The sequence below is a fragment of the Streptomyces flaveus genome (genome assembly GCF_014647675.1).
GTDB classification, from domain to species: Bacteria; Actinomycetota; Actinomycetes; order Streptomycetales; family Streptomycetaceae; genus Streptomyces; species Streptomyces flaveus.
On the sequence record NZ_BMPQ01000003.1, the window covers coordinates 113,338 to 135,281 of the forward strand.

The following is a 21,944-nucleotide window of genomic DNA, read 5'->3' on the forward strand; positions in this document are numbered from 1 at the left end:
TGCCCAGGTCGTACGGCTTCGGCAGAGCCCTCGTTCGTGGTGCGTGCGGTCCGGTCTTCAGGGGCCCGGGTGCCCGGTCACTGGGCGTCGCGGTTCGCGCGAGCCCGGCGTCGTAGGAGGAGCAGGCCGCCCGCGACGGCGGTGAGGCCGGTGGCGGCGGTCCAGGCCGGGAGGTCCGAGGAGCCGGTGGCGGCCAGGTCGCCGTTCCTGCTGCCCTGGGGGCTGGACGAGGGGGAGGGGGTGGCGGGCGCGGCACCGGAGTCGGGGCCTGAGCCGGAGCCGGACGCGGGGGAGGGCGACGCCGGCGGGGAGGTCGGGGACTCCGGCTTGGTGGAGCGGTCTCGGGTGAAGGCCAGGGTGCCGAAGCCGAGTTGGTCGTAGCCGCCGCTGTTGGGGCCGTAGTCGCCGCCGCCGCCCTCCGGGGCCGACTTCGCCGCGATACGGGTGAGGTAGGAGGCCGACAGGCCCCGGCGCTTGGTGTAGTGGTTGGCGATCATGGCCCAGACCGGGCGGGTCATGGCCGGGTCCACCGGGGCCTCCTCGCTCACGGTCTCCGTGCCCGACCAGCCGTTGATCGCGCCCTTGTCGCGGGTGTTGGGCGTGAACGGCACGTCCCCGCCCAGGTTCCACTTCGCCACGTACTGGGCGGCCTTGAAGAAGCGGTTGTCGTCGTAGCCGTACAGGTCGATGCCCTGGTTCCAGGCCATCTCGCAGAAGGTGCCCATCAGGCCGATGCCCAGCAGGGCGTGGCCCTGGTCGCGGCCCGCCTCCACCCACTCGGCAAGGCCGTCGTCGGGGTGTACGACGGGGATGGCGTTCTTGATGGCGCCCAGGCCGTCGCCGTGCTTGAAGTACTCGACCGCGGTGTCGACCTTGGCCTGGTCGTCGCAGAGGATGCCGATGGCGAGGACGCTGCACATGGCCGTCAGGTCCCAGTTGGTCCAGTAGTTGGAGACGACGGCGCCGTTGTGGTTCTTGAGGAAGTCCTCGCTGAGCGGGGCGAAGACGTCCAGCATCATCTTCTGGAAGCGGGGCAGGTCGAAGTCGGCGTGGTCGCGGACGAGTTCGGCGGCGTTGGCGAACTGGTAGCCGTACAGGCCCGCCGCGAGGAAGCGGTCCGCGGAGCCCTCGACGCCGGTCAGTTTCGCTGACCAGGCGTTGAGGGTGGCGACGGCGGTGTCCAAGTGCGCGTCCTCGCCGGTGACATGGCCGCGCAGCGCGTTCTGGTACGCCGCGTGGATGTCGTTGTAGAGGATCGCGTAGTTCTGCGGCGAGCCCACGCCCCGGTAGACCGTGGCCTGCGGGTTGGGCTTCCAGCCGGTCTGCGCGTGGCGGTTTGCGGTGAGCTTGGCGAAGCCCGCCGTGTACGGGGTCGCGCCCGCCTTCACCTTGGCCGCCATGCGGTCGAGGTCGGCTCGGGTGTGCAGCAGCCCGGGGTGCGCGAACGCCGTGCCTGCCGCTGACGCGGGGACTGTGGGGACGGCGGCGCCGATGGCTGCCGCGCCCGCGGCCGTACCGGCGATCTTCAGCATGCTCCGGCGGTTGATCTCTGCTTTCACGGCTTCGGTCCTCAGGGGTGGGGTGCGTGCCGATGCGTACGAGTACGAAGTTGCGTACGAGTTCGAACAGGAGACGCGTGGTCTCGCGGGCGATAACAAAAAATCGGCGTCACGCTCCGGAAAACTGATCGAAATCAAACCCGTCGCATCCATTGACGCTCCATACGCCCCACCTTTACCTTCTGGTCGAAGTTACGCACAGTGTTCGCGATCTCGAACGAGCTGCCGCAGTCGCATCCGCAGTCACGTCCGCCGAGCCCGCTCTACATGTCCAACCTGCCGCCCCGGAAGGGACTCACCGTGTTCCGCACACGCCACTGGTTCATGCTCGGGGCGGCCCTGCTGGCCCTGTTGGGCTCGCTCGTCACCGCCCAGCCAGGTGCCGCCGCCGAAGGCCGCCCGTACACCAACCCCGTCAAGACACAGAAGGGCGCCGACCCCTGGCTGGAGTACTACAACGGCAACTACTACCTGGTGACGACCTCGTTCACGAACGAGCTGACGATGCGTAAGTCGCCCACGCTGGCGGGGCTTTCCACGGCTCCCAGCATCCAGGTGTGGTTGGACACCACGGCCGGGCGCAACTGGAACATATGGGCGCCGGAGATCCACTTCCTCGACGGCAAGTGGTACCTGTACTACTCGGCCGGGGAGCGCGGAGCCGCCTGCTGTGACTCGCAGCGCACGCATGTGCTTGAGAGCGCCGGCTCCGATCCCATGGGCCCGTACACGTACAAGAACACGCTCACCGGGTCCAACCTCAGCCCCGGCGGCTGGCTCATCGACGCCAGTGTGCTCAAGCACGACAACCGGCTGTACCTGATGGGCAGCGGCTTCATCAACGGCAGTACGCAGAGCCTGGTCATCGCGCCGATGAGCAACCCGTACACGCTCAGCAGCTCCACCTTCCGCATCATCTCCAGCCCCACGCTGAGCTGGGAGACCCAGGGCAATCCGGTCAACGAGGGGCCCGAGCCGCTCTACCGGAACGGCCGGACCTTCGTGAGCTTCTCCGCCAGCGCCTGCACGACCCCCGACTACAAGCTCGGCCAGCTCGAACTGACCGGCAGCGACCCGCTCGACCCCGCCTCCTGGACGAAGAAGCAGACGCCGGTCTTCCAGCGCGATGACGCCGCCGGGGTCTACGGGCCCGGCCACAACGGGTTCTTCACCTCGCCGGACGGCACCGAGAACTGGATCGTCTACCACGGCAACAACTCCGCCGACGGCGGCTGCGGCAACGGCCGTACGACGCGGGCGCAGAAGTTCACGTGGAACGCCGACGGCACGCCGAACTTCGGCACCCCGCTCGCGCTCGGCACCACCCGGCCAGGTCCGGCCGGGGAAACGGCGGCCACTCCGACCGCGTACACGCTGGTGAACCGCAACAGCGGCAAGTGCCTGGACGTCGCGGGCGGCAACACCGCGAACGGCACCGACATCTTCCAGTGGACCTGCACCGGTGGCGCCAACCAGAAGTGGCGGATCGAGGACCTCGGCGACGACACCAGCCGCCTGGTGAACGTGGCCACCGGCAAGGTCATGGACACCGCCGAATGCTCCACCGCCGACGGCGCCAACATCCAGCAGTGGTCCTGGCTGAACAACGCCTGCCAGAAGTTCCGCCTCGTCCACACCGCCACGGGCGACCACGTACGGATCGTGAACGCCAACAGCGGCAAGGTCGCCGACGTGGCGAACTGCGGTACGGCCAACGGCTCCGACGTACGCCAGTGGACCTGGCTCAACAACAACTGCCAGCAGTGGCGCATCCAGCCCACCACCGCCTGACCACCGCTTGACCCCCGCCTGACCACCGTCTGACCTTGCCTGATCAGGAGACCCCCATGAGACGCAGAACCTTCCTCGCCGGGGCGGCGGCCACGGCGATGGCCGCCGGGTCGGCCGTACTGGCCACCGCCGGCCCCGCCCACGCCGCCGCCCCCGCCTCGCCCTCCGTGACCTTCACCAACCCGATCGCCCTGCAGCGCGCCGACCCCCACATCCACAAACACACCGACGGCTACTACTACTTCACCGCCACCGTGCCCGCGTACGACAAGATCGTGATGCGCCGGGCCACCACCCTCCAGGGCCTTTCGACCGCCTCGGAGACCACCATCTGGACCAAGCACTCGAGCGGTGAGATGGGCGCCCACATCTGGGCCCCGGAGATCCACTTCATCGACGGCAAGTGGTACATCTACTTCGCCGCCGGCTCCACCAGCGACATCTGGAAGATCCGGCCGTACGTCCTGGAGAGCAGCTCCGCCAACCCGATGACCGGGACGTGGACGGAAAAGGGGCGGATCGCCCTGCCGCTGGACACCTTCTCGCTCGACGCGACGACCTTCGTCGTCGGCGGCAGCCGCTATCTGAGCTGGGCACAGAACGATCCGGCCGTGGGAAGCGGAACCAACCTCTATCTCGCGAAACTGTCCAACCCGTGGACCATCTCCGGCACTCCGGTACGCATCTCCACGCCGACGCACGCCTGGGAGACCGTGGGCCACCGCGTCAACGAGGGCCCGGCCGTCATCCAGCGGAACGGCAAGGTCTTCATGGCCTTCTCCGCCGCCGCCACCGACGCCAACTACTGCCTCGGCCTGCTGACCGCCTCCGCCTCGGCCGATCTGCTCAACCCGGCGTCCTGGACGAAGAGTTCACAGCCGGTCTTCAGGAGCAACGACGCCACCGGTCAGTACGGGCCGGGCCACAACTGCTTCACCGTCTCCGAGGACGGCAAGTCGGACGTGATCGTCTACCACGACCGCAACTACAAGGACATCAGCGGCGACCCGCTCAACGACCCCAACCGGCGCACCCGCTACCAGAAGCTGTACTGGAACGCGGACGGCACGCCCAACTTCGGCATCCCGGTCGCGGACGGCCTGACCCCGGTCCGCTTCTCCTCGTACAACTTCCCCGACCGCTACATCCGCCACTGGGAGTACCGGGCGAAGCTCGAACCGAACGTCACCAACCTCGCCGACTCCCAGTTCCGCGTCGTCGCCGGCCTCGCCGGCAGCGGCACCGTCTCCCTGGAGTCGGCGAACTTCCCCGGCTACTACCTCCGCCACAAGAACTACGAGCTGTGGGTGGAGAAGAACGACGGCTCGACCACCTTCAAGAACGACGCCACCTTCTCGCAGCGCGCGGGCCTCGCCGACACCGCGAGCGGCGTCTCCTTCGAGTCGTACAACTTCCCGGGGCGCTACATCCGGCACTACGAGAATCTGCTTCACATCCAGCCGATCAGTACGGCTCTTGACCGGCAGGACGCTACGTACTACGCGGAGTAGCTCCGCTGGTTGGGCAGTTTGAAGCTGCGGGTTCGTTGTGGCTGGTCGCGCAGTTCCCCGCGCCCCTAGAAGGAAGGCCTGCGGCCTCCTTCTAGGGGCGCGGGAGCCGTCGCCGTCAGGCCAACAGCTCGGCCAGGCGGCGCCATTCGGGGCGGGGGAGGGCCGAGCGGTCCTGGTCGGTGACCAGTTGGAAGGCCACGTGGTCCGCGCCGGCGGTGTAAAAGGCGTCGATCCGTTCGCGGATGCGGTCGTCGTCGCCCCAGGCGAAGAGCGTGTCGATGAGGCGGTCGCTGCCGCCGTCCGCGAAGTCGTCCTCGGTGAAGCCGAACCGCAGGAAGCTGTTGGTGTAGTTCGGCAGGGTGAGATACATGGCGAGGCTGTCGCGGGCGAGCGAGCGTGCGCGGTCCGGGTCCGTCTCCAGGACGACCTTCAACTCCGGTGCGAGCAGCGGGACTTCGCCGAGGATCTCGCGAGCGTCCGCGGTGTGCTCGGGAGTGACCAGGTACGGGTGCGAGCCGGCGGCGCGGTCGCGGGACAGCTTCAGCATCTTCGGGCCGAGGGCGGCCAGAATCCGGCGCCCGGCGGGGACTCCGGTCGCGTCCAAGGCGTCCAGATACTCGACCATGGACGAGTAGGGGCGCCGGTACTGGTCCGCCAGCTTGGCGTGACTCACCCCGAGGCCCAGCAGGAACCGGCCGGGGTGGGCCGCGTCCAGCTCGGCGAAACGCGTGGCGGTGTCGGCGGCCTCGTACTGCCAGATGCTCTGGATACCGGTCGCCACGGTGAGCCGTGAGGTCGCCTCGATGAGTGGCACGGCGTGCTGTACGCCGCTGCTGCCGCCCAACCAGGCGGCGCCGAAGCCGAGTTCTTCGAGCTCGGCGGCGGCCTCGGCGAGCTCGCCCCGCTGCGCCGGGTCCTCCGAACGCAGCCCGGCACTCCAGATGCCGTACCGTCCGACTGCCTCCTTGGGTGAACTGTCGCGAACCCCAGTCGTGACGTCGTCCGTCATCGGCTCCGACTCCTTCCGAACGCTGTGCACTGTCGTACGAACCTGTCGCAGCAGCCCCAACCAGCGGCTCGTTCGGGATATTCCTTGATCGGGTACGTCGCTACGGTGTCCGGGCGCGGGCCGGCTCCGGGCGGTGGACGCCGCGTGGGCGGTAGCCGAGGGTGTCGGAACGGCCCAGCAGATCGGCGAGGAGCCAGATGATGGCCAGCCACATCTCGGTGCCCTGGAGCCCCGGTTCCGGTCCGGGACCGGCGGAACCGGGACCGAAGCCGAAGCCCCTGCCGTCCTGCCAACGCGGCAGGGCGGCGGCCAACTGCCCCTCGGCCCAGGTGCGTATCTCGGCCGATCGGTAACCGCCCGCCCCCGCACCCCCGCCGAGTTGCCGGGTGCACAGCCACAACGGGTGGGCGACGTCCAGCACATTGCAGGCGTTCTCCTGCCTCGCTCCGAAGTAGCGGGCGTCGCGGGCGTGGTCCAGGACCGCGTCCACGACCCGCTCCGGATGCGGCACCGGCAGCCCGAACTGGGCGAACGAACCGCGCGTCAGCCGGTAGTAGCCGTTGACCACCTGGAGCCGGCCGGCCTCGGGCGAAGGGCTGCCCCACATCCCGGTCCACGGGTCGGCCCTCGTCAGCAGCCAGCCGAACAGCGCCTCCAACGCGCCCGGTTCGACGCCGGGACGGTCACCGCCGACGTCTGCGTGCCGCAGGTTCCAATGGGCCGCCGTCGCCCAGGAGTCGATCCAGGCACCGGCACCCCACGCACCGTCCCGCCAGGGCAACTCCTCCAGGCGCGCGACCAGTTGGCGTGCTGACATCTCCCGTACGCCGCGCACCGGATGCGGGAAGGAGGCGCCGAGCAGATCGAGGGCGTAGCCGACGGACAGTACGTGGTACAGGGCGGGTCCTTCGCCGATGAAGCCGTCCTCGTCCGCCGCCGGCAGCGGCTCGTCGAACTCCGGTACCAGTCCGGTGTACGGATCCTGGGCGCCCCTCAGACGCTCGGCATGCTCCTCGGCGGTCAACTGGCCGGGGGCGGCGCCCAGCAGAAGGTCGGCGATCTCGACGGCGTCGCAGTGCGCCCGTACGGTGGGCGCCGCCCCGGGGCGATCCACGTACCTCTCACCGTCCCAGCACCGGCCGAGGATGTCGGCCACCTGAGCGCGGGCGGTGTCGGCGAACCGGGCCAGGGGGTCACCGGCATGGGCATGGTCCGTGCGGGACGGCCGCGCAGCGCTGTCCCGCCGGTCGCGCAGCGGCCGTGCCGGATTCCCGGCGGCCACCGTCCAGGGCGCCAGATCCCTGGTGACCACCGCCCCCGCGCCGATCACACAGTGATCGCCGATGGTCACCCCGTCCACCACGACCACATGCGAACCGATCCACACATCGTCGCCGACGGTGATCCCCCGGCTGGTGTGCGGCTGTTGGAACACCGGCCGATCGGGGGCCATGCCGTGGTTGAAGCCGAGCAGCGAGGTGTGCGCGCCGATCCGCACCCCGCTCCCCAGCGTCACGGTGCCGCGCACCACGCTGAACGGGTTCAGCGTGCAGTCCGCCCCGGTCGTCAACTCCCCGGTGACATAGGCATGCGCGGCGATGTACGAGTCGTCCCCCAGCCACAGCCGGTCCGTGAACACCGCCGCGGAATCGGCGACATAGCATCGCTCGCCGATCCCGCGGTCTCCGCCGATCATCTCCTGCCGCTTGAGCTGCGCGGTGAGCTGCTCCTCGGTCGCCTCGTCGGCGAACAGCCAGGGGCAGTGGTCGAAGTGCCGTGCGGACGGCTGCTGTTCGGAATCCATGGCCGGAACATTACGGAGGAGCCGCTGTCAGAGCAGCCGGGAAGCGGTGGGAAAGGCCCGGGTGTACGCGGTCCAGAGCTTGACGTCCCTGCCGTCCGTACGGCCGTTGCCGTCGAGGTCACCGGCGGCACCCGCGGTGGTGAGGGCTGCCAGGTCCTTGCGGTTGACGGTGCCGTCGCCGTTGATGTCGGGGGTACGGGTCGCCAGCAGTCCCGGGCGGACGGACAACAGGTGGAACTTGGTGACGCTGCCGTTGAAGCCGAAGTTGTCGTCGGCGACGAGGACGAGGGAGCGGGAACCGTCGGGCAGGGCCGGCCCCCAGGTGATGCCCTCGACGTTGTCGGCCTCGGTGCCGGAGGTGGTGAAGTCGTACAGCAGCTTCTTCGGCATCGGCTTCTCGGTGCCGGACAGCGCCTCCTTGCCGCTGACGTCGGTGGCGCCGATCGTGCTGGTCCAGTAGAGGCGGATGGCGAAGCCGACACCGGAGGCGAAGGACCGCTCGACGGTGAGGTAGTCGGTCTCGTTGACGGCGAGGATCTCGGAGACTCCCCGGTCCGCGGAGTACGTACCGACGGGGGCGGGCAGCGGGGCGGTGGGCGCGTCCGAGACCGGGTCGACCTCGTAGACGTGCTCGGCCTGCGCGGCTCCGGTCCTGCGGTCTGTCACCAGCAGCCGGGACGGGCTCTTGGCCGTGAGTCCGGCCGCGGGGCCGTCCTGGACGAGGGCGTTCTCCGTGATGGTGACGGCCTTGCTGCCGTCCGGTGAGAGGGCCAGCCCTTCCAGGGCCTGGTTGTTGCGGACGCCTGCGGTGAGCGTGCCCGAGGCCGACCTGACCGGTGCGTACGCCTTGGGCAGCGGCAGTTCCCGTACGTACCCGCCGGAGGTGGTCGCCTCCCGGACGAAGGCGGGCTGTCCGGACGAGGAGGCGCCCTCACTGGTCCACAGCAGGCTCTTGCCGCCCGGTGTCCAGCGGATCGCTTCCGGATCGACCGCCTTGGGGGCGAAGGGGGCGCCGGTGGTGTCGTCGAGTACGGTCAGGCCGTCGAGGGCGGGCTTGGCGTCGGCGAAGGCGGCCCCGTCCAGCGGCAGTCGGAGGGTGTAGAAGCGGGCCTTGCCGTTCTCCGAACGGTCGTCGCTGAGGGCGACGTACTCGCCGGATCCCTTGTCGTAGTCGATCCCCGACAGCCCGCCGAACGGCATGTCGAACTCCGTCGTCCCGGCGGGCACGGTGAGGGTGTCGAGCAGTCGCACGGCCTGCGGTTTCTCGGCGGTGTCCGCGCCGGTCTCCGCCGCGAACCCGTTCGCGAGGGACAGGCTGCCGAGAAGTCCGGCCACGGTGAGGGCGCCGAGGAGCGCGCGTCCGCGGCGCGCTCGGGATCTGTGTCGCATGGGTGTCCTTCCGGAGGGAGTGAGGGAGCGGGGGAGTGGGTGGGTGCGGGCATGGGTGGCAAGCCCCTTCAGGGGCCCAACGGGTAGGCGAAGCCGCCGAGTTGAGGGAAGGCAGTGGAAAGGCCGCGGCAGTCGTCAGAGTGAGGCGGCGACCTCCGTGGTCGTGCCGCGCCGCTTTCGTCGCCACGCGTACACCGCGAGCGCCACCAGCGTCATCGCGTAGGGGATCGTCGACACCAGCTGCGGTGGCACGTCGAGCGTGCCGAGCTGTACGGCCAAGGCCTCCGCCGCGCCGAAGCCGAGCGCGGCGAGGAAGACGCCCCAGGGCCGCAGGCCGCCGAGGAAGACGGCGGCGAGGGCGATGAAGCCGCGGCCGGCCGTCATGTCCCGTACGAAGAAGGAGACGTAGCCCATGCTCAGGAAGACGCCCGCGAGTCCGGCGAGGGCACCGCTGAGAGCCAGCCCCGCGTACTGGACGCGGCGGACCGGAATCCCGACCGACGCCGCCGCGTCCGGCATCTCGCCGACCGCCCGCAGATGGAAGCCGAAGCGGGTGCGGTAGAACAGCCAGGCGACGAACGGTGCGACGAGGAAGGCCAGCCAGGTGATCAGGTTCTGGCCGCTCAGCACATCGCCCACCACGGGGATGCTCTCGATGCCCGGCAGCGTGACCGTCGGCAGGGTGCCGCTCTTCAGGCCGGAGGTGCCGCCCTTGTCGTCGAGGAGGGTGTAGACGGCGTAGGCGGTGGCGCCCGAGGCGAGCAGGTTGATGCCGATGCCCGCGATGATCGCGTCGGCGCCCAGCTCCAGCCGGAGCGCGGCCAGGAGAACCCCCAGCAGTGTCGCCACCGCGACCCCGCACACCGCCCCGGCCGCGACCGACCCGCTGTAACCGGCGACCAGGGCGCCCGTGCAGGCGGCGCTCAGCATCTGGCCCTCCAGGGCGATGTTGCTGACGCCGGCGCGTTCGGCGACGAGTCCGCCGAAGGCGGCGAGCAGATACGGGGTGGCGACCCTCAGCACCGCCGCCAGAAAGGCGCTGCTGAGGACGACGTCGAGTACGGAACTCATCGGACGCCCACCTGCCTCCGCGCGATCCGGCGCTTGAGGAGGTCCGGCAGCGCCTGGGCGGTCACCAGCAGCACGATGACCGCCTGGATCACGACCACGATCTCCGTACCGACGTCCGTCTGCTGTTCCATGATGTCGCCCCCGGCGCGCAAGTAGGAGTAGAAGAGGCCGGCGACCACGACGACCAGCGGGTTGTTGCGGGCCAGCAGGGCCACCACGATGCCTTCGAAGGCGAGGCTTCCGGCCAGGCCCGGTTCCAGCCGCCCGTACACGCCCTGGACGAGGTGCGCTCCGGCGAGGCCGGCGACCGCGCCGCCGATGACGAAGCTCCATTCGATGACCCGGGGCACCTTGATGCCTCCGTACGCCGCGAAGTCGGGGTTGGAGCCCGTCATCCGGATGCGGTAGCCGAGCGGGGTACGGGTGATGAGCAGCCACAGCGCGACGGCGGTGACCAGCATCAGCCCCAGACCGACGTTGGCTCGGCCCATCGGGATGCCGAACCATTCGCTCAGCGGTGTGAGCGCGGAGTCCTCCTGGATGGACTTCGAGTGCACGGCGCTGCTGCCCGGCTCCTTCAGCGGGCCGTTGACCAGGTAGTCGTAGACACGTACGGCGATGGCGTTGAGCATCAGCGTGGCCACGATCTCGTTGGCGCCGAGCCGCGCCTTCATCGAGCCCGGCACCAGGCCCATTCCGGCGCCCGCCATGGCCGCCGCCACCATGGGGACGATCACGGCGGCGACCGCGGGCAGCGGCAGGAAGATCGCGACGGCGGCGGCCGCCAGCGCCCCCGCGTAGAGCTGGCTCTCGGCGCCGAGGCTGATCTGCCGGGCGCGGAAGGGGATGGCCACCGACAGTCCGAGCAGGGTGAGCGTGGTGGCGTCCTCCAGCCAGCGGCCGACACGGAAGGAGCGGTCCAGCGGGCCGGTGAGCATCACTTCGTACGCCCGTACCGGGTCGTTGCCGGTGGCGAGCATGACGAGGAAGCCGATGGCCAGGGCGGCCAGGATCGTGGCGAGGGCCATGCTGAGGTCGACCGCGAGGTCACGGCGCCGGGTCGTGCGGTACTGGCGTCGGTCCTCGGCCTCGATCGCGGTCATGGGGGTGGTGGTCATGCGGTGGACGCCTCCCCGGTCCCGGTCCCGGTCAGGCCGAGGCCCGTCGTGAGGTGGGCGCGGTCGTGTTCCTCGACGCCGAGCATGTAGAGGCCGACGCGCTTCTCCGTGAGGCCGGTGGTGTCGTCGAACCGGCCGACCAGGCGGCCTTCCCTGAGGACGAGCAACCAGTCGGAGAGGGCGAGCAGTTCGGTGAGGTCGGCGGAGAACAGCAGGACGGCGGCGCCCGCGTCGCGCGCGGCGATCAACTGCTCGTACATGAACCGCATCGCGCCGACGTCCACCCCGCGGGTGACCTGAGAGGCGATCAACAGCCGTGGCCCCGCGGAGAGTTCGCGGGCGACGATCACCTTCTGCATATTGCCGCCGGACAGGGCGCGCACCGGGACCGACGGGTCGGGGGTGCGGATCGCGTACTCCTCGATCAGCCGTTCCGCGTGAGCGCGTACGGCGTTCGGGTGCAGGATGCCGCGGCGGGCGAGGGGCGGGCGGTCGTGCCGGTCGACGACGAGGTTGTCGGCGATCGACTCGTCGAGGGCGGCTCCGTTGTGCAGCCGGTCCTCCGGTACGTAGCCGATGCCGGCCCTGCGGTGGCCCGCGACGTCGAGCCCGGCCGTGTCGGTGCCGCCGACGTGGACCGTGCCCTCGGTGGGGCGGCGCAACCCGGCGAGGATCTCGGCGAGTTCGCTCTGGCCGTTGCCCTCGATACCGGCCACACCGACGATCTCCCCGGCGGCCACGTCGAAGTCCAGGCCGTGCAGGGACTGGCCGACCGGTGCCTCGTACCCGAGATTCCGTACCCGGAGGGTGACTTGCGCCGTACGGGCGGGAGAGCGGTCCACGTCCAGGGACAGGTCGCGGCCGACCATCATGGAGGCGAGGGACCGCTCGGTGGCGTCGGCGGTGGCGACCGTCCCCACCAGGGAACCGGCGCGCATCACGCTGACCTGGTCGCTGATCTCCCGTACCTCGCGCAGCTTGTGCGAGATGAACAGCACGGTCATCCCGCCGTCGCGCAGCCGGCGCACCGCCGCGAACAGGTCCTCGGTCTCCTGCGGGGTGAGCACGGCGGTCGGCTCGTCCAGGATCAGCACCTTCGCCTGCCGGTGGAGCGCCTTGAGGATCTCGGCGCGCTGCCGCATCCCGACCGACACCTCGTCGACGCGCGCTCTGGGGTCGACGGAGAGCCCCGCCTCCGCCGCGAGCCGGGCGGTCGTCTCCACGGCCGCCTTCGGGTCGACCAGACCGCGACGGCCCGGTTCGACGCCGAGGACGACGTTCTGGGCGACGGTGAAGGAGGGCACCAGCATGAGGTTCTGGTGCACCATGCCCACGCCCAGGGCGATCGCCGAGGCCGGGCCGCGCAAGGTCCGGGGCCGTCCGCCGATCAGGATCGTGCCCGAGGAGGGCTGCTCGAGACCGTAGAACAGCTTCATCAGCGTCGACTTGCCCGCGCCGTTCTCACCCACGACCGCCCGGATCTCGCCCGGCGGGACCTCCAGGTCCACGCCGCGCACCGCGCGCACCCCGTTGGCGTACGTCTTGGTGACCGCACGGGCCGCGAGGGCCGGACCGTCCTTGCCCCATGGCTCGTTCATCGTCAAGGCCGTTCGGCTAGAAGGCGCTGGGGACCGTGACGGAGCCCGACTTGACCTTGTCGGCGGCTTCCTGGACCTCGGTACGGATCTTCTCGGGCACCAACTCCCGGAAGTGTTCGTCGTTCACATAGCCGACGGCGTCCTCGGCGAGACCGACGGTGTCGACGGCGCCGTACTTCAGGGAGCCCTTCTGGTCCGCCTCCGCGGCCTTGACCAGGGCGTTGCCGACGTTCTTGAGGATGGAGGTGACGACGGTGTCCTTCTGCGCCTGGTCGGTGAGCGTCTGGTACTGGTTGGAGTCCACGCCGAAGGTGTACCGCTTGGTGGTGACCGCCGACTCGAAGGTGCCGAGCCCGGAGAGTCCGGCGACCGGCCACACGAGTGCGGCGCCCTGGCCGTACATGGAGGTGCTGATCTCCTTGCCCTTGGCGGGGTCGCCGAACGGCTTGTCGCCGCCCACGTATTGGACGAGGACGTCGGAGTTCTTTCCGCCGGCGTCCTTGAAGCCCGCCTTGAAGCCGACGACGAAGTCCTCGATGACCGGTATCTTCACGCCGCCGATGACGCCGACCTTGTTCTGGGATTCGGTTCCCTTCAGGGCTTTCTCGGCCACCAGCCTCTCGGCGAGGAACCCGGCGAGATAACCCCCCTCGTTCTGCTTGAAGGTGACGGAGTAGACGTTCTCGCACTTGTTGGAACAGGTGCCGTTCTTGCCGCTGTAGTCGACGGGGGCGTCGAACACCCAGAACTTCTTGTCCGGGAATTCCGGGGCGAGTTCGCCGATGTATTCGGTGACGTCGAAGGTGCCGGCCGCCAGGATGTCGTAGTCGTCGGCCGAGGCGGCGTCCTCGAATCCGGGCTCCCACTTGGTGCGGTCGGAACCCAGCTCGACCACCTTGAGCTCGTAGCCCAGGTCCTTCTCGGCCTGCTTCAGCCCCTCGTAGGCGGAGTCGAAGAACGACTTGTCACCCAGCCCGCCATTGATCACCAATTTGATGCGCGGCTTGTCGGAGGCGGCCGCTCCGGAATCGTCCCCGTCCGATCCTCCGCACGCGGTCAATGCGAGCATGCCCGTCACCGCGAGGGCGGCGCTTCTTCCGTATCGCATCATGGACCTCCTGATCATTTTCTTGCTGAGTGAGTAGCTGCGTTGACAGTAGGAAGTGCAAAACGTTTTGGCTACGTTGCCCGGTTTCTGTTTGATTTCCGGTGTGGGAATTTCAGGCATCGGCGAGCAGCGCGGTGGCGGCGATGCGCAGCGCCCGGTCGAAGTCCGTCTCACGTTCCTCGGCGGTGAGGACGTCACCGGTGCGGAGGTGGTCGGAGACGGTCAGCACGGCGAGGGCCTCGCCGCCCTCCGCGGACGCCACGGCGTACAGTCCCGCCGCCTCCATCTCGACCGCGAGCGTGCCCCTGCGTTCCAGGGCGTCGAAGACGGCAGGACGGTCGAGGTAGAAGTGGTCGCTGGTGAACACCGGGCCGATGTGGACCGCTTCCCCACCGGACCGCTCCCGCTGCCGGGCGGCCTCCGCCGCCGCGTGGAGCAGCCGGTAGGACGGAGCCAGCGACAGGGTCACGCCGTCCACCAGGATGCGGCTGAGGCTGGAGTCGGTGTGAGCGGCGGAGGCGATCACCACGTCCCGTACCGCGACCGACTCCGTGATCGCACCGGCCGTACCGACCCGGACGATCCGGCGGACGCCGTAGTGGCGGAACAGTTCGGTCGCGTAGATGGAGACGGAGGGAATGCCCATGCCGGAGGCGAGGACCGACATCGGCTCGCCCTGGTGGGTGCCGGTGTAGCCGAGAATGCCGCGCACGTCGGTGACCAGCCGGGCGTCCTGAAGGAACGTCTCGGCGATCCGCCGGGCCCGGCGCGGGTCGCCCGGCATCAGCACCAGCGGAGCGAAGTCGCCCGGGGCGGCGGCGATGTGCGGGGTTCTGGCGCCGGCGCCCGGTCTGCGCTCCTGCCTCTGCCCGGGCGCGGGACCGGGCGGATGCGAGGACGCGAGCCCGGACGCGGATCCAGGCGCGTGCCCGGGCACAGGCCCGGAGCTGGGCTGGTGTGGCGCAGGTGGGGAGCCGGGGCCGGACTGGTGCGGTACTGGCCCGGAGCCGGAGTCGGGCAGGGGCCCGGAGGCCGGGGCCGGCGTCACAGTTCCGCTCCGGCGAGCCAGTGCACCAGGCGGTCCCAGAGTTCGGTGTAGCCGTCCCAGGCCAGAAACGGTGGTGGTGCCCAGTGCGGTGCCACGTCGGAGGTGAACGCCGCCGATCTGCCCGCCCCGTGGTCACCGACCACGAGCAGCGGGTGCCCGGCGCACTCGGCCAGCAGCGATGCTTCCGGCCGGGCCGTGACCTCGTTGAGGCCCAGCAGCGCGGGCCAGGAACGCTCAAGTCCTCGTACGATCCCATGCTTGCCGACCACCTCGGGCACGGCACCGGACGGGAGCTCCACGCGGTCGTCGCGGTCCGCAATCAGCACCGGCAGGGCGGCAGCGAGCGGAGAGCGCCCCCAGCGCGCGCGGGCGTCGATGCCGCTGAAGGTGAGATAGCCGCCGATCATCAGCACCCCGCCGCCCCGCTCCACGAAGGCGCGCACCAGCTCCGAGCGGTCGGGGGAGGGCACGGAGCAGCTGAAGGTCTCGGGCGGAAGCTGGAAGCTGTTGGCGCCCACATCGCTGATGACCACGACGTCGTACGCGTCGAATCCGTCGGTGGAAGCCGGCACCCGGCTGGGGATCTCGTGCGAGGGGACGTACGTCACCTCGTGGCCCCGGGAACGGAGCGCGTCGAGGAAGACGCCTCCCCCTTCGGTGTATTCGGAGGTGTGGAAGGCGTCGAAGCCCTTCTGATGGACCGTGTACGTGAACCAGGACTCGCCGACGACGAGGACTCTGGGCATGGCGAACCGCCTTTTCGGGGAGTGCGGGGCAAAAGGTCTCGGGGCAACTCGGAGCAACTCGAGGCAATTCGAGGTAAAAGGCCTGAGGTCAGCGGGCGATGGGCGCCGTGCTGCCCCGTACCTTGAGCTCGACGGGAAGGGTGTGGCGGGAGGCGGGCGGGACCTCGCCCCGGGTGACGTACTGGAGCAGTTGCGCGGTGGCGGTGCGGCCCACGTCGTAGGCCGGCTGGTGGACGGTGGTCAGGGGCGGATGGGCCAGCGAGGCCGCCCGGATGTCGTCGAAGCCGACCACGGAGATGTCCCCCGGAACCGACAGCCCCGCCTCCCTGAGCGCGGTGAGGGCGCCGAACGCCATGAGGTCGTTGGCCGCGAAGACGGCCGTGCAGTCACCGTGGAGACCGCCCTCCTGGACGAGTTCGGCGACGAGGCGGTAGCCGGAGCCTTCCTTGAAGTCGCCGGCGCGTTCGACGACTTCGCCGCGGAAGGCCCGCACGAAGCCGTTCGCCCGGGCGACGCCGCTCTTCAGGGCGCGTGGGCCGGTCAGCATCAGGGCCCGGCGGTGGCCAAGCGCCCGCAGGTGCTCGCCGACGAGCCGCCCGCCCGCCTCATGGTCGGCGGTCGCGATGAGGGCGCGCTCGAGCCCCTCGACCTCCTCGTCGGCCAGCGCGATCGGGAACTTGCCCATCAGGGCTTCCAGCCGCCGCCGGGACGGCGGGGATCCCGAGGCGTACACCATGCCGTCGATGAACCGGCTGCGGATCATGCCGAGATAGCGGTCCTCGCGGTCGGCGTCGAACTCGGTGTTGCACAGGATCAGTCCGTAGCCCAGGTCGTGGGCGGCGTCCTCGGCGCCCTTGGCGAGTTCGGCGAAGAAGGTGTTGCTGATGTCGGGGATGAGCAGACCGATCACCGAGGTGGAGCCGGCCTGGAGGCTGCGGGCGAGCGAGGCCGGGACGTACCCGAGCCGGTTGACGACGCTGCGGACCCGGGCGGCGGTCTGTTCGTTCACGGGCCGGTTGCCGCTGAGGACATGGGAGACGGTGGTGGCGCTGACCCCGGCCGCCGCGGCGACGTCCTTGATGGACGCGGGTCTGCGGACGGCCGACCGGCGGCCGGGCCCGTGGGACTCGTAGGCCCCGTAGGACTCATGGGTCATAGTGCTGCACCGCCCGTCCGTGGGACGTGTCCAGGATCCGGGCCACCCGGGCGTCGGCCTCGGCGAGCAGCGCGGGCTCGTCCACGGTGAGCAGCCTGCCGTCCCGCATCAGCACCCGGCCGTCGACGACCACCGTCCGCACGTCACTGGCACGGGCGCTGTAGACCAGCGCGGCACGCGGGTCGTGCAGCGGGCGGCAGTGGAGCCCGGTCAGGTCGGTGAGGACGATGTCGGCGCGCATGCCCGGCTCCAGCGCTCCGATGCGGTCCTGCAGCCCGAGCGCGCGGGCCCCGCCGCGCAGGGCCAGGCGCAGGGTGTCGGAGACGGTCATCCAGGTCGCGTCCCGCACGGCCTGCTTCTGGGTGAGGGCGACCAGCCGCAGCGCCTCCCACACGTCGAGCGTGTTGTGACCGGCGGCGCCGTCCGTACCGACCGCCACCGTGACGCCGGCACCGAGCAGTTCGCGGACCGGGGTGAGCGGGGACAGCGCGTGCTTCAGGTACACCTTGGGGCAGCAGGCCACCGCGGTCGTGCCGGCGTACTCGGCCAGCAGTGGAAGATCCTGCTCGACGATTCCGCAGCCGTGCGCGATCAGTGCTCCGGCCTCCAGCACCCCCGTCTCGTACAGCACTCGCACGGGTGTCAGGCCGCGCCGCTCCAGGCTGGACCGGGTCTGCTCCAGGTGTTCGGCGGCGTGAATGTGCATGCGCAGGCCAAGGCGCCGGGCGTGCTCGCTCAGGGTCCGCAGGTCCTCGTCGTCCACGGTGTACGGGGCGTGCGGCCCCAGTGACACGGTCACCCGGCCCTCGGCTCCGCCGTGCCACCGCTCCGCGAATTCCACGGTCGCTTCCAGGGCTTCCCGGCCCCGGCTGCTGAAGTAGGTGGGCGCGATGTCGGCCCGCAGACCGGTCTCGGCGACCGCCTCGGCGATCTGGTCGGGGAAGAAGTAGTGGTCGGCGAAGGTGGTGACACCCGAGCGGATCATCTCGGCGCAGGCCAGCCGGGCGCCGGTCCGTACGTCGGCGGGGGTGAGGTTGCTCTCCATCGGCCAGACGCGGTCGTTGAACCAGCCCTCGACCGTCACGTCCTCGGCCGCGCCGCGCATCAGCACCATGGCGCTGTGCGTGTGCGCGTTGACCAGGCCGGGGACGGCCAGCAGACCACGCCCGTCGATCACCTCCCGCGTACCCGCTCCGCCCTTCGCGCCGGCGGTACCGGTCGGCCGTACGTCCTCGATGAGGCCGTCCGCCACGACGATGTCCTGCGCCCGCAGGATCTCGCACTCGCCCTCCGGCGGAACGCGCAGCACATCGCAGCCGGACACCAGCAGGCCGCCCGCCGACGCGGGCGCTCTCTCACTCATGGCGCTCACTCATGGCGCACAAGCTAGATATCCAAAACGTTTTGCACAACAGGCCGCTCTGGCGGGAGTCTCCCGTCCCACCCTGGCCCGCCGGTTCACGGCCCTTCACGTCCGGTGGCGGCCGGCCTCTCGATCCCGCCAGTAGAGGAACGTGCGCTCCGGGTCCGGCAGCAGGTCCCACGGGTGGTGCGTCATATGGCGGCCGATGCGGTGGAAGACGGCGGTGGCCTCGGCCGGCCGGTGGGTGCGGGTCAGGGCGAAGGCGAGGACGTTGAGGTCGGTGACGGCTTCCGCGTGCGGTGCGGCGGCGGTGTGGAACCAGCCGGTCAAGGCCGTGTCGACCTCCTCGGCCGCCCGTGGGTCGTTCCAGTGGCCGCTCGCCCCGAACGCGACGAGGGGATCCTGCCGCTGACGGTGGGCGACGAGTTCCACGCGGGCCGCCACGGGCAGCAGGACCAGGGGTGACCCATACGGTGCGCGGGCGGCGCCCTGCTGGGCGAAGTCCATCATGTCGGGAACCGTCCCGTGTCCGCGCGGGGACAGATAGCGCAGCAACCGGTGATAGGCGGTCCTGTTCCATGGGGCGCGGTTGACGGCCTCGGTCCACACGGGCACGGCGTCCTTGGGGGGAGCCGCGAAGGACTGCAGCAGGGACAGCAGCGCCAGCCAGGGCGTGGGGTCCTCGGGACAGGCCTGCGCGGCCCGAAGGCAGGCCTGCTCGGCCCGCCGGGCGGCGGCCGGCCCTTCGTCCGGGGCACGCTCCGACAGGGCGAACGCCCGCAGGACCAGGGCGTCCCCGTCACCGGGCCGGTCGGTGACCCACCGCTGCGAGACCGCCGCGGGCAGGCTCCCCGCCAGTACGGAGATCCGGTGCACCCGACGGTCCCAGTCGCGCCCGGTGGCGCGCAGCAGGTCGGCGACCGGCTCCCAGAGTGGGCGGATACGGCCCGCGCCGAGGCCGTGGAGCTGCTGGGCGGGGCGCAGTTCGGCCAGGATGGCGTGCAGTGGGTGGTCGTCGAGTTCGGGCCGGATCAGCAGGGAGGGGCGGCGTCTCAGCATCTCGGTCTCGCGGAGGGCTCGGTGGGCAGGCGGAGTCGGGGGCAGGAAGTGGTTGCGGTGCGGGGCGGGCGGCGTCAGGGCTGGGAGGCGCGCCCGCCCCGCGGTCCGGCTGCCGGTCCCGCGGTCCGGTTGCCCGTTCCGCGGTCCGGTTGTCGTCCCGCAGTCCGCGGACCGCACGCGGGGTGCGGTCCGCGCATTCAGCAGCAGCGGCTCTGCGGATGGTTCTCCCGGTGGTGCGTCCGCAGGACCTCGTACTCCCGTCGGCTGGGCGGCGGAGCGTGTGGGTGCCGGCGGCGGTGGCGCTCGCAGTAGCGGTCGTACTCCGACTCGCCGGTCAGCTCGCGCAGATACCAGCGGACCCAACGCGCGGTCCGCGCCCAGGGCCGGGCGTTCATGGACGGGGCGTTCATGAACGGGCTCCCACCAGTGGTTCGCCGGCCTGCTCGGGGATGTCGATACGGGACTCGACGTACGGCGCCTCCGTCGTCGCCAACGACCCCGGAGAGCGGATGGCTCGTACGCAGACCACCGCCGCGTTGACGATCACCACGGTGACCAGCAGCAGGAACACGGCGATCAGGACGCCGTCGACCGTGGAGTTGGTGACCACGGTGTGCATGTCGTCGAGGGTCTTGGCGGGGGCGATGACCTCGCCGGCGTCGATGCCGTCGGCGTACCGCTCGCGCTGGGCGAAGAAGCCGATCCGCGGGTCGTCGGAGAAGATCTTCTGCCAGCCGGCGACGAAGGTGACCGCGACCACCCAGGCCAGCGGGATCGCGGTGACCCAGGCCCAGCGCAGCCGCCCGGACTTGATCAGCACGGTGGTGCAGACGGTGAGGGCGATGGCGGCGAGCAGCTGGTTGGCGATGCCGAAGAGCGGGAAGAGCTGGTTGATTCCGCCGAGCGGGTCGGTGGCGCCGGTGTAGAGGAAGTAGCCCCAGGCGGCCACGACGAGTCCGCTGCACAGCCAGATGCCCGGCTTCCAGTTGACCCGGCCGATCGGCTTCCAGACGTTGCCGAGCATGTCCTGGAGCATGAAGCGTCCGACCCGGGTCCCCGCGTCGACCGTCGTCAGGATGAACAGCGCCTCGAACATGATCGCGAAGTGGTACCAGAAGGCCTTCATCCCGGCCCCGCCGAACACCCCGGAGAAGATCTCCGACATACCGACCGCGAGGGTCGGCGCACCGCCGGTACGGGCGATGAGCGTCGACTCCTCGACGTCCTTCGCCGCCTGCGTCAACTGGTCGGGGCTGATGGTGAAGCCGAGGTTCGCCACCGCCTGCGAGGCGGACTCGGCCGTCGTACCGAGGAGTCCGGCGGGCGCGTTCATCGCGTAGTACAGGCCCGGTTCGAGGGTGGCGGCGGCGATCAGCGCCATGATCGCGACGAACGACTCCATCAGCATGGCGCCGTAGCCGATCATCCGGACCTGCGACTCCTTCTGGATCAGCTTCGGCGTCGTCCCGGAGGCGACCAGCGCATGGAAGCCGGACAGCGCGCCGCAGGCGATGGTGATGAAGAGGAAGGGGAAGAGGGAGCCCGCGAAGACCGGGCCCGCGCCCGAGGACGCGAAGTCACTGACCGCCTCCGCACGCATGACGGGTGCGGCCACGACGACTCCGACCGCGAGCAGCGCGATGGTGCCGATCTTCATGAAGGTGGACAGGTAGTCGCGCGGCGCGAGCAGCATCCACACGGGGAGTACGGAGGCGACGAAGCCGTACCCGACCAGGCAGAACACCAGGGTCGTCGGGCTCAGGGTGAAGGTGTCGGCCAGCGAGGACTCCTGGATCCAGCTGCCGCCGATGATCGCGAGCAGCAGCAGTGCCACACCGATCAGGCTGGTCTCGACGACCCGGCCAGGACGGATGACGTGCATCCAGAAGCCCATGAACAGGGCGATGGGGATGGTCATGGCGACCGAGAACGTGCCCCAGGGGGAGTGCGCGAGGGCGTTGACGACGACCAGGGCCAGCACACCGAGCAGGATGATCATGATGGCGAAGACCGCGATCAGTGCCGCCGCCCCGCCCGCCCGGCCGATCTCGTCACGGGCCATCTGCCCGAGCGACTTCCCGTCCCGCCGCATCGACAGGAACAGCACCACCATGTCCTGCACCGCCCCGGCGAAGATCACCCCGGCCACGATCCAGATCGTGCCGGGCAGATAGCCCATCTGCGCCGCGAGTACGGGCCCCACCAGCGGTCCGGCCCCGGCGATCGCCGCGAAGTGGTGGCCCAGCAGCACCCGGCGGTCGGTGGGCTGGAAGTCGACGCCGTCCTCGAGGCGTTCGGCGGGCGTGGCCCGGCGGTCGTCCGGCTTCAGTACGCGCCGGGCGACGAAGCGGGCGTAGAAGCGGTAGGCGATGGCGTACGAGCCGAGGGCGGCCAGCACCAGCCAGACGGCGGAGATCTCCTCGCCCCGGGAGAGGGCGAGGACACCCCAGCAGACGGCGCCGACCAGGGCGACGGTGCTCCACAGGAGGATGGAGCGTGGGGTCATACGGGGCCGGGCGGACCCGGAGGGGGGTGGGCTTTCCGGTGCCGGGGGAGCGGATTCGGGCATGGCTGACGTAGGCATGGCGGCTCCTGGCCGTGGTGCTGGGTGATG

Annotated in this window: 17 protein-coding genes; 2 read left to right on the top strand and 15 right to left on the bottom strand. The window is 70.3% G+C overall.

What is annotated here, in order from left to right; genetic code table 11:
• Positions 1-77: 77 nt before the first annotated feature.
• Complete coding sequence (locus IEZ21_RS07265) at positions 78-1,532, bottom strand: alginate lyase family protein (protein ID WP_189321387.1); 1,455 nt, start codon at positions 1,530-1,532, stop codon at positions 78-80.
• Between the two features lie 351 nt (positions 1,533-1,883).
• Here IEZ21_RS07265 and IEZ21_RS07270 point away from each other — a divergent pair, with 351 nt between their 5' ends.
• Entirely contained in the window at positions 1,884-3,350 is a 1,467-nt protein-coding gene (locus tag IEZ21_RS07270) for a family 43 glycosylhydrolase (RefSeq protein WP_246567450.1), read from the top strand.
• Positions 3,351-3,448: 98 nt separating this feature from the next.
• The gene (locus IEZ21_RS07275) at positions 3,449-4,861 is read left to right on the top strand and encodes a family 43 glycosylhydrolase (RefSeq protein ID WP_246567453.1); all 1,413 of its coding nucleotides are present in this window, start codon (positions 3,449-3,451) and stop codon (positions 4,859-4,861) included.
• 115 nt (positions 4,862-4,976) lie between these two features.
• On the opposite strand, the gene IEZ21_RS07280 is transcribed toward IEZ21_RS07275, so the two are convergent.
• The 14 genes from IEZ21_RS07280 to IEZ21_RS07345 all read right to left on the bottom strand — a co-directional run bounded on the left by IEZ21_RS07280 (position 4,977) and on the right by IEZ21_RS07345 (position 21,914).
• Positions 4,977-5,870, bottom strand: a complete 894-nt coding sequence (locus IEZ21_RS07280) for an LLM class F420-dependent oxidoreductase (RefSeq protein WP_189321049.1) — start codon at positions 5,868-5,870, stop codon at positions 4,977-4,979.
• Between the two features lie 100 nt (positions 5,871-5,970).
• A complete protein-coding gene (locus IEZ21_RS07285; RefSeq protein WP_189321050.1) occupies positions 5,971-7,674 on the bottom strand; it encodes an acyltransferase in 1,704 nt (567 codons plus the stop codon).
• 27 nt (positions 7,675-7,701) lie between these two features.
• Positions 7,702-9,063, bottom strand: a complete 1,362-nt coding sequence (locus IEZ21_RS07290) for an esterase-like activity of phytase family protein (protein ID WP_189321051.1) — start codon at positions 9,061-9,063, stop codon at positions 7,702-7,704.
• Between the two features lie 135 nt (positions 9,064-9,198).
• Positions 9,199-10,134: an ABC transporter permease gene (locus IEZ21_RS07295; protein WP_189321052.1), complete on the bottom strand. Its 936-nt coding sequence runs from the start codon at positions 10,132-10,134 to the stop codon at positions 9,199-9,201.
• Positions 10,131-11,252 (bottom strand): ABC transporter permease, encoded by a 1,122-nt coding sequence (locus IEZ21_RS07300; protein ID WP_189321053.1) that lies wholly within the window; start codon positions 11,250-11,252, stop codon positions 10,131-10,133. The genes IEZ21_RS07295 and IEZ21_RS07300 overlap by 4 nt, the downstream gene beginning before the upstream one ends.
• Positions 11,249-12,850, bottom strand: a complete 1,602-nt coding sequence (locus IEZ21_RS07305) for an ABC transporter ATP-binding protein (RefSeq protein ID WP_189321054.1) — start codon at positions 12,848-12,850, stop codon at positions 11,249-11,251. The genes IEZ21_RS07300 and IEZ21_RS07305 overlap by 4 nt, the downstream gene beginning before the upstream one ends.
• 16 nt (positions 12,851-12,866) lie before the next feature.
• Positions 12,867-13,958 (bottom strand): BMP family lipoprotein, encoded by a 1,092-nt coding sequence (locus tag IEZ21_RS07310; RefSeq protein ID WP_246567371.1) that lies wholly within the window; start codon positions 13,956-13,958, stop codon positions 12,867-12,869.
• 112 nt (positions 13,959-14,070) lie between these two features.
• A complete protein-coding gene (gene deoD / locus IEZ21_RS07315) occupies positions 14,071-14,895 on the bottom strand; it encodes a purine-nucleoside phosphorylase (RefSeq protein WP_246567374.1) in 825 nt (274 codons plus the stop codon).
• A gap of 107 nt (positions 14,896-15,002) precedes the next feature.
• Positions 15,003-15,752, bottom strand: a complete 750-nt coding sequence (locus IEZ21_RS07320; RefSeq protein ID WP_189321056.1) for a glutamine amidotransferase — start codon at positions 15,750-15,752, stop codon at positions 15,003-15,005.
• 88 nt (positions 15,753-15,840) lie between these two features.
• The gene (locus IEZ21_RS07325; RefSeq protein WP_051745354.1) at positions 15,841-16,908 is read right to left on the bottom strand and encodes a LacI family DNA-binding transcriptional regulator; all 1,068 of its coding nucleotides are present in this window, start codon (positions 16,906-16,908) and stop codon (positions 15,841-15,843) included.
• Positions 16,898-18,271: an amidohydrolase gene (locus tag IEZ21_RS07330; RefSeq protein WP_189321057.1), complete on the bottom strand. Its 1,374-nt coding sequence runs from the start codon at positions 18,269-18,271 to the stop codon at positions 16,898-16,900. Before IEZ21_RS07330 ends, IEZ21_RS07325 begins: the two co-directional genes overlap by 11 nt.
• 105 nt (positions 18,272-18,376) lie before the next feature.
• Positions 18,377-19,330: a tetratricopeptide repeat protein gene (locus IEZ21_RS07335; protein ID WP_189321058.1), complete on the bottom strand. Its 954-nt coding sequence runs from the start codon at positions 19,328-19,330 to the stop codon at positions 18,377-18,379.
• A gap of 197 nt (positions 19,331-19,527) precedes the next feature.
• On the bottom strand, positions 19,528-19,725 hold the full coding sequence (locus tag IEZ21_RS07340; RefSeq protein ID WP_033327786.1) for a YbdD/YjiX family protein: 198 nt from the start codon (positions 19,723-19,725) through the stop codon (positions 19,528-19,530).
• Positions 19,726-19,736: 11 nt separating this feature from the next.
• On the bottom strand, positions 19,737-21,914 hold the full coding sequence (locus tag IEZ21_RS07345) for a carbon starvation CstA family protein (RefSeq protein ID WP_281399394.1): 2,178 nt from the start codon (positions 21,912-21,914) through the stop codon (positions 19,737-19,739).
• Positions 21,915-21,944 lie beyond the last annotated feature (30 nt).

What these genes read in the sequence shown, in the direction of transcription:
- IEZ21_RS07265 (WP_189321387.1), bottom strand. Translation starts at nt 1,532, where the DNA reads ATGCTGAAGATCGCCGGTACGGCCGCGGGCGCGGCAGCCATCGGCGCC.
- IEZ21_RS07270 (WP_246567450.1), top strand. Translation starts at nt 1,884, where the DNA reads ATGCTCGGGGCGGCCCTGCTGGCCCTGTTGGGCTCGCTCGTCACCGCC.
- IEZ21_RS07275 (WP_246567453.1), top strand. Translation starts at nt 3,449, where the DNA reads ATGGCCGCCGGGTCGGCCGTACTGGCCACCGCCGGCCCCGCCCACGCC.
- IEZ21_RS07280 (WP_189321049.1), bottom strand. Translation starts at nt 5,870, where the DNA reads ATGACGGACGACGTCACGACTGGGGTTCGCGACAGTTCACCCAAGGAG.
- IEZ21_RS07285 (WP_189321050.1), bottom strand. Translation starts at nt 7,674, where the DNA reads ATGGATTCCGAACAGCAGCCGTCCGCACGGCACTTCGACCACTGCCCC.
- IEZ21_RS07290 (WP_189321051.1), bottom strand. Translation starts at nt 9,063, where the DNA reads ATGCGACACAGATCCCGAGCGCGCCGCGGACGCGCGCTCCTCGGCGCC.
- IEZ21_RS07295 (WP_189321052.1), bottom strand. Translation starts at nt 10,134, where the DNA reads ATGAGTTCCGTACTCGACGTCGTCCTCAGCAGCGCCTTTCTGGCGGCG.
- IEZ21_RS07300 (WP_189321053.1), bottom strand. Translation starts at nt 11,252, where the DNA reads ATGACCACCACCCCCATGACCGCGATCGAGGCCGAGGACCGACGCCAG.
- IEZ21_RS07305 (WP_189321054.1), bottom strand. Translation starts at nt 12,850, where the DNA reads ATGAACGAGCCATGGGGCAAGGACGGTCCGGCCCTCGCGGCCCGTGCG.
- IEZ21_RS07310 (WP_246567371.1), bottom strand. Translation starts at nt 13,958, where the DNA reads ATGCGATACGGAAGAAGCGCCGCCCTCGCGGTGACGGGCATGCTCGCA.
- IEZ21_RS07320 (WP_189321056.1), bottom strand. Translation starts at nt 15,752, where the DNA reads ATGCCCAGAGTCCTCGTCGTCGGCGAGTCCTGGTTCACGTACACGGTC.
- IEZ21_RS07325 (WP_051745354.1), bottom strand. Translation starts at nt 16,908, where the DNA reads ATGACCCATGAGTCCTACGGGGCCTACGAGTCCCACGGGCCCGGCCGC.
- IEZ21_RS07330 (WP_189321057.1), bottom strand. Translation starts at nt 18,271, where the DNA reads ATGAGTGAGAGAGCGCCCGCGTCGGCGGGCGGCCTGCTGGTGTCCGGC.
- IEZ21_RS07335 (WP_189321058.1), bottom strand. Translation starts at nt 19,330, where the DNA reads ATGCTGAGACGCCGCCCCTCCCTGCTGATCCGGCCCGAACTCGACGAC.
- IEZ21_RS07340 (WP_033327786.1), bottom strand. Translation starts at nt 19,725, where the DNA reads ATGAACGCCCGGCCCTGGGCGCGGACCGCGCGTTGGGTCCGCTGGTAT.
- IEZ21_RS07345 (WP_281399394.1), bottom strand. Translation starts at nt 21,914, where the DNA reads ATGCCTACGTCAGCCATGCCCGAATCCGCTCCCCCGGCACCGGAAAGC.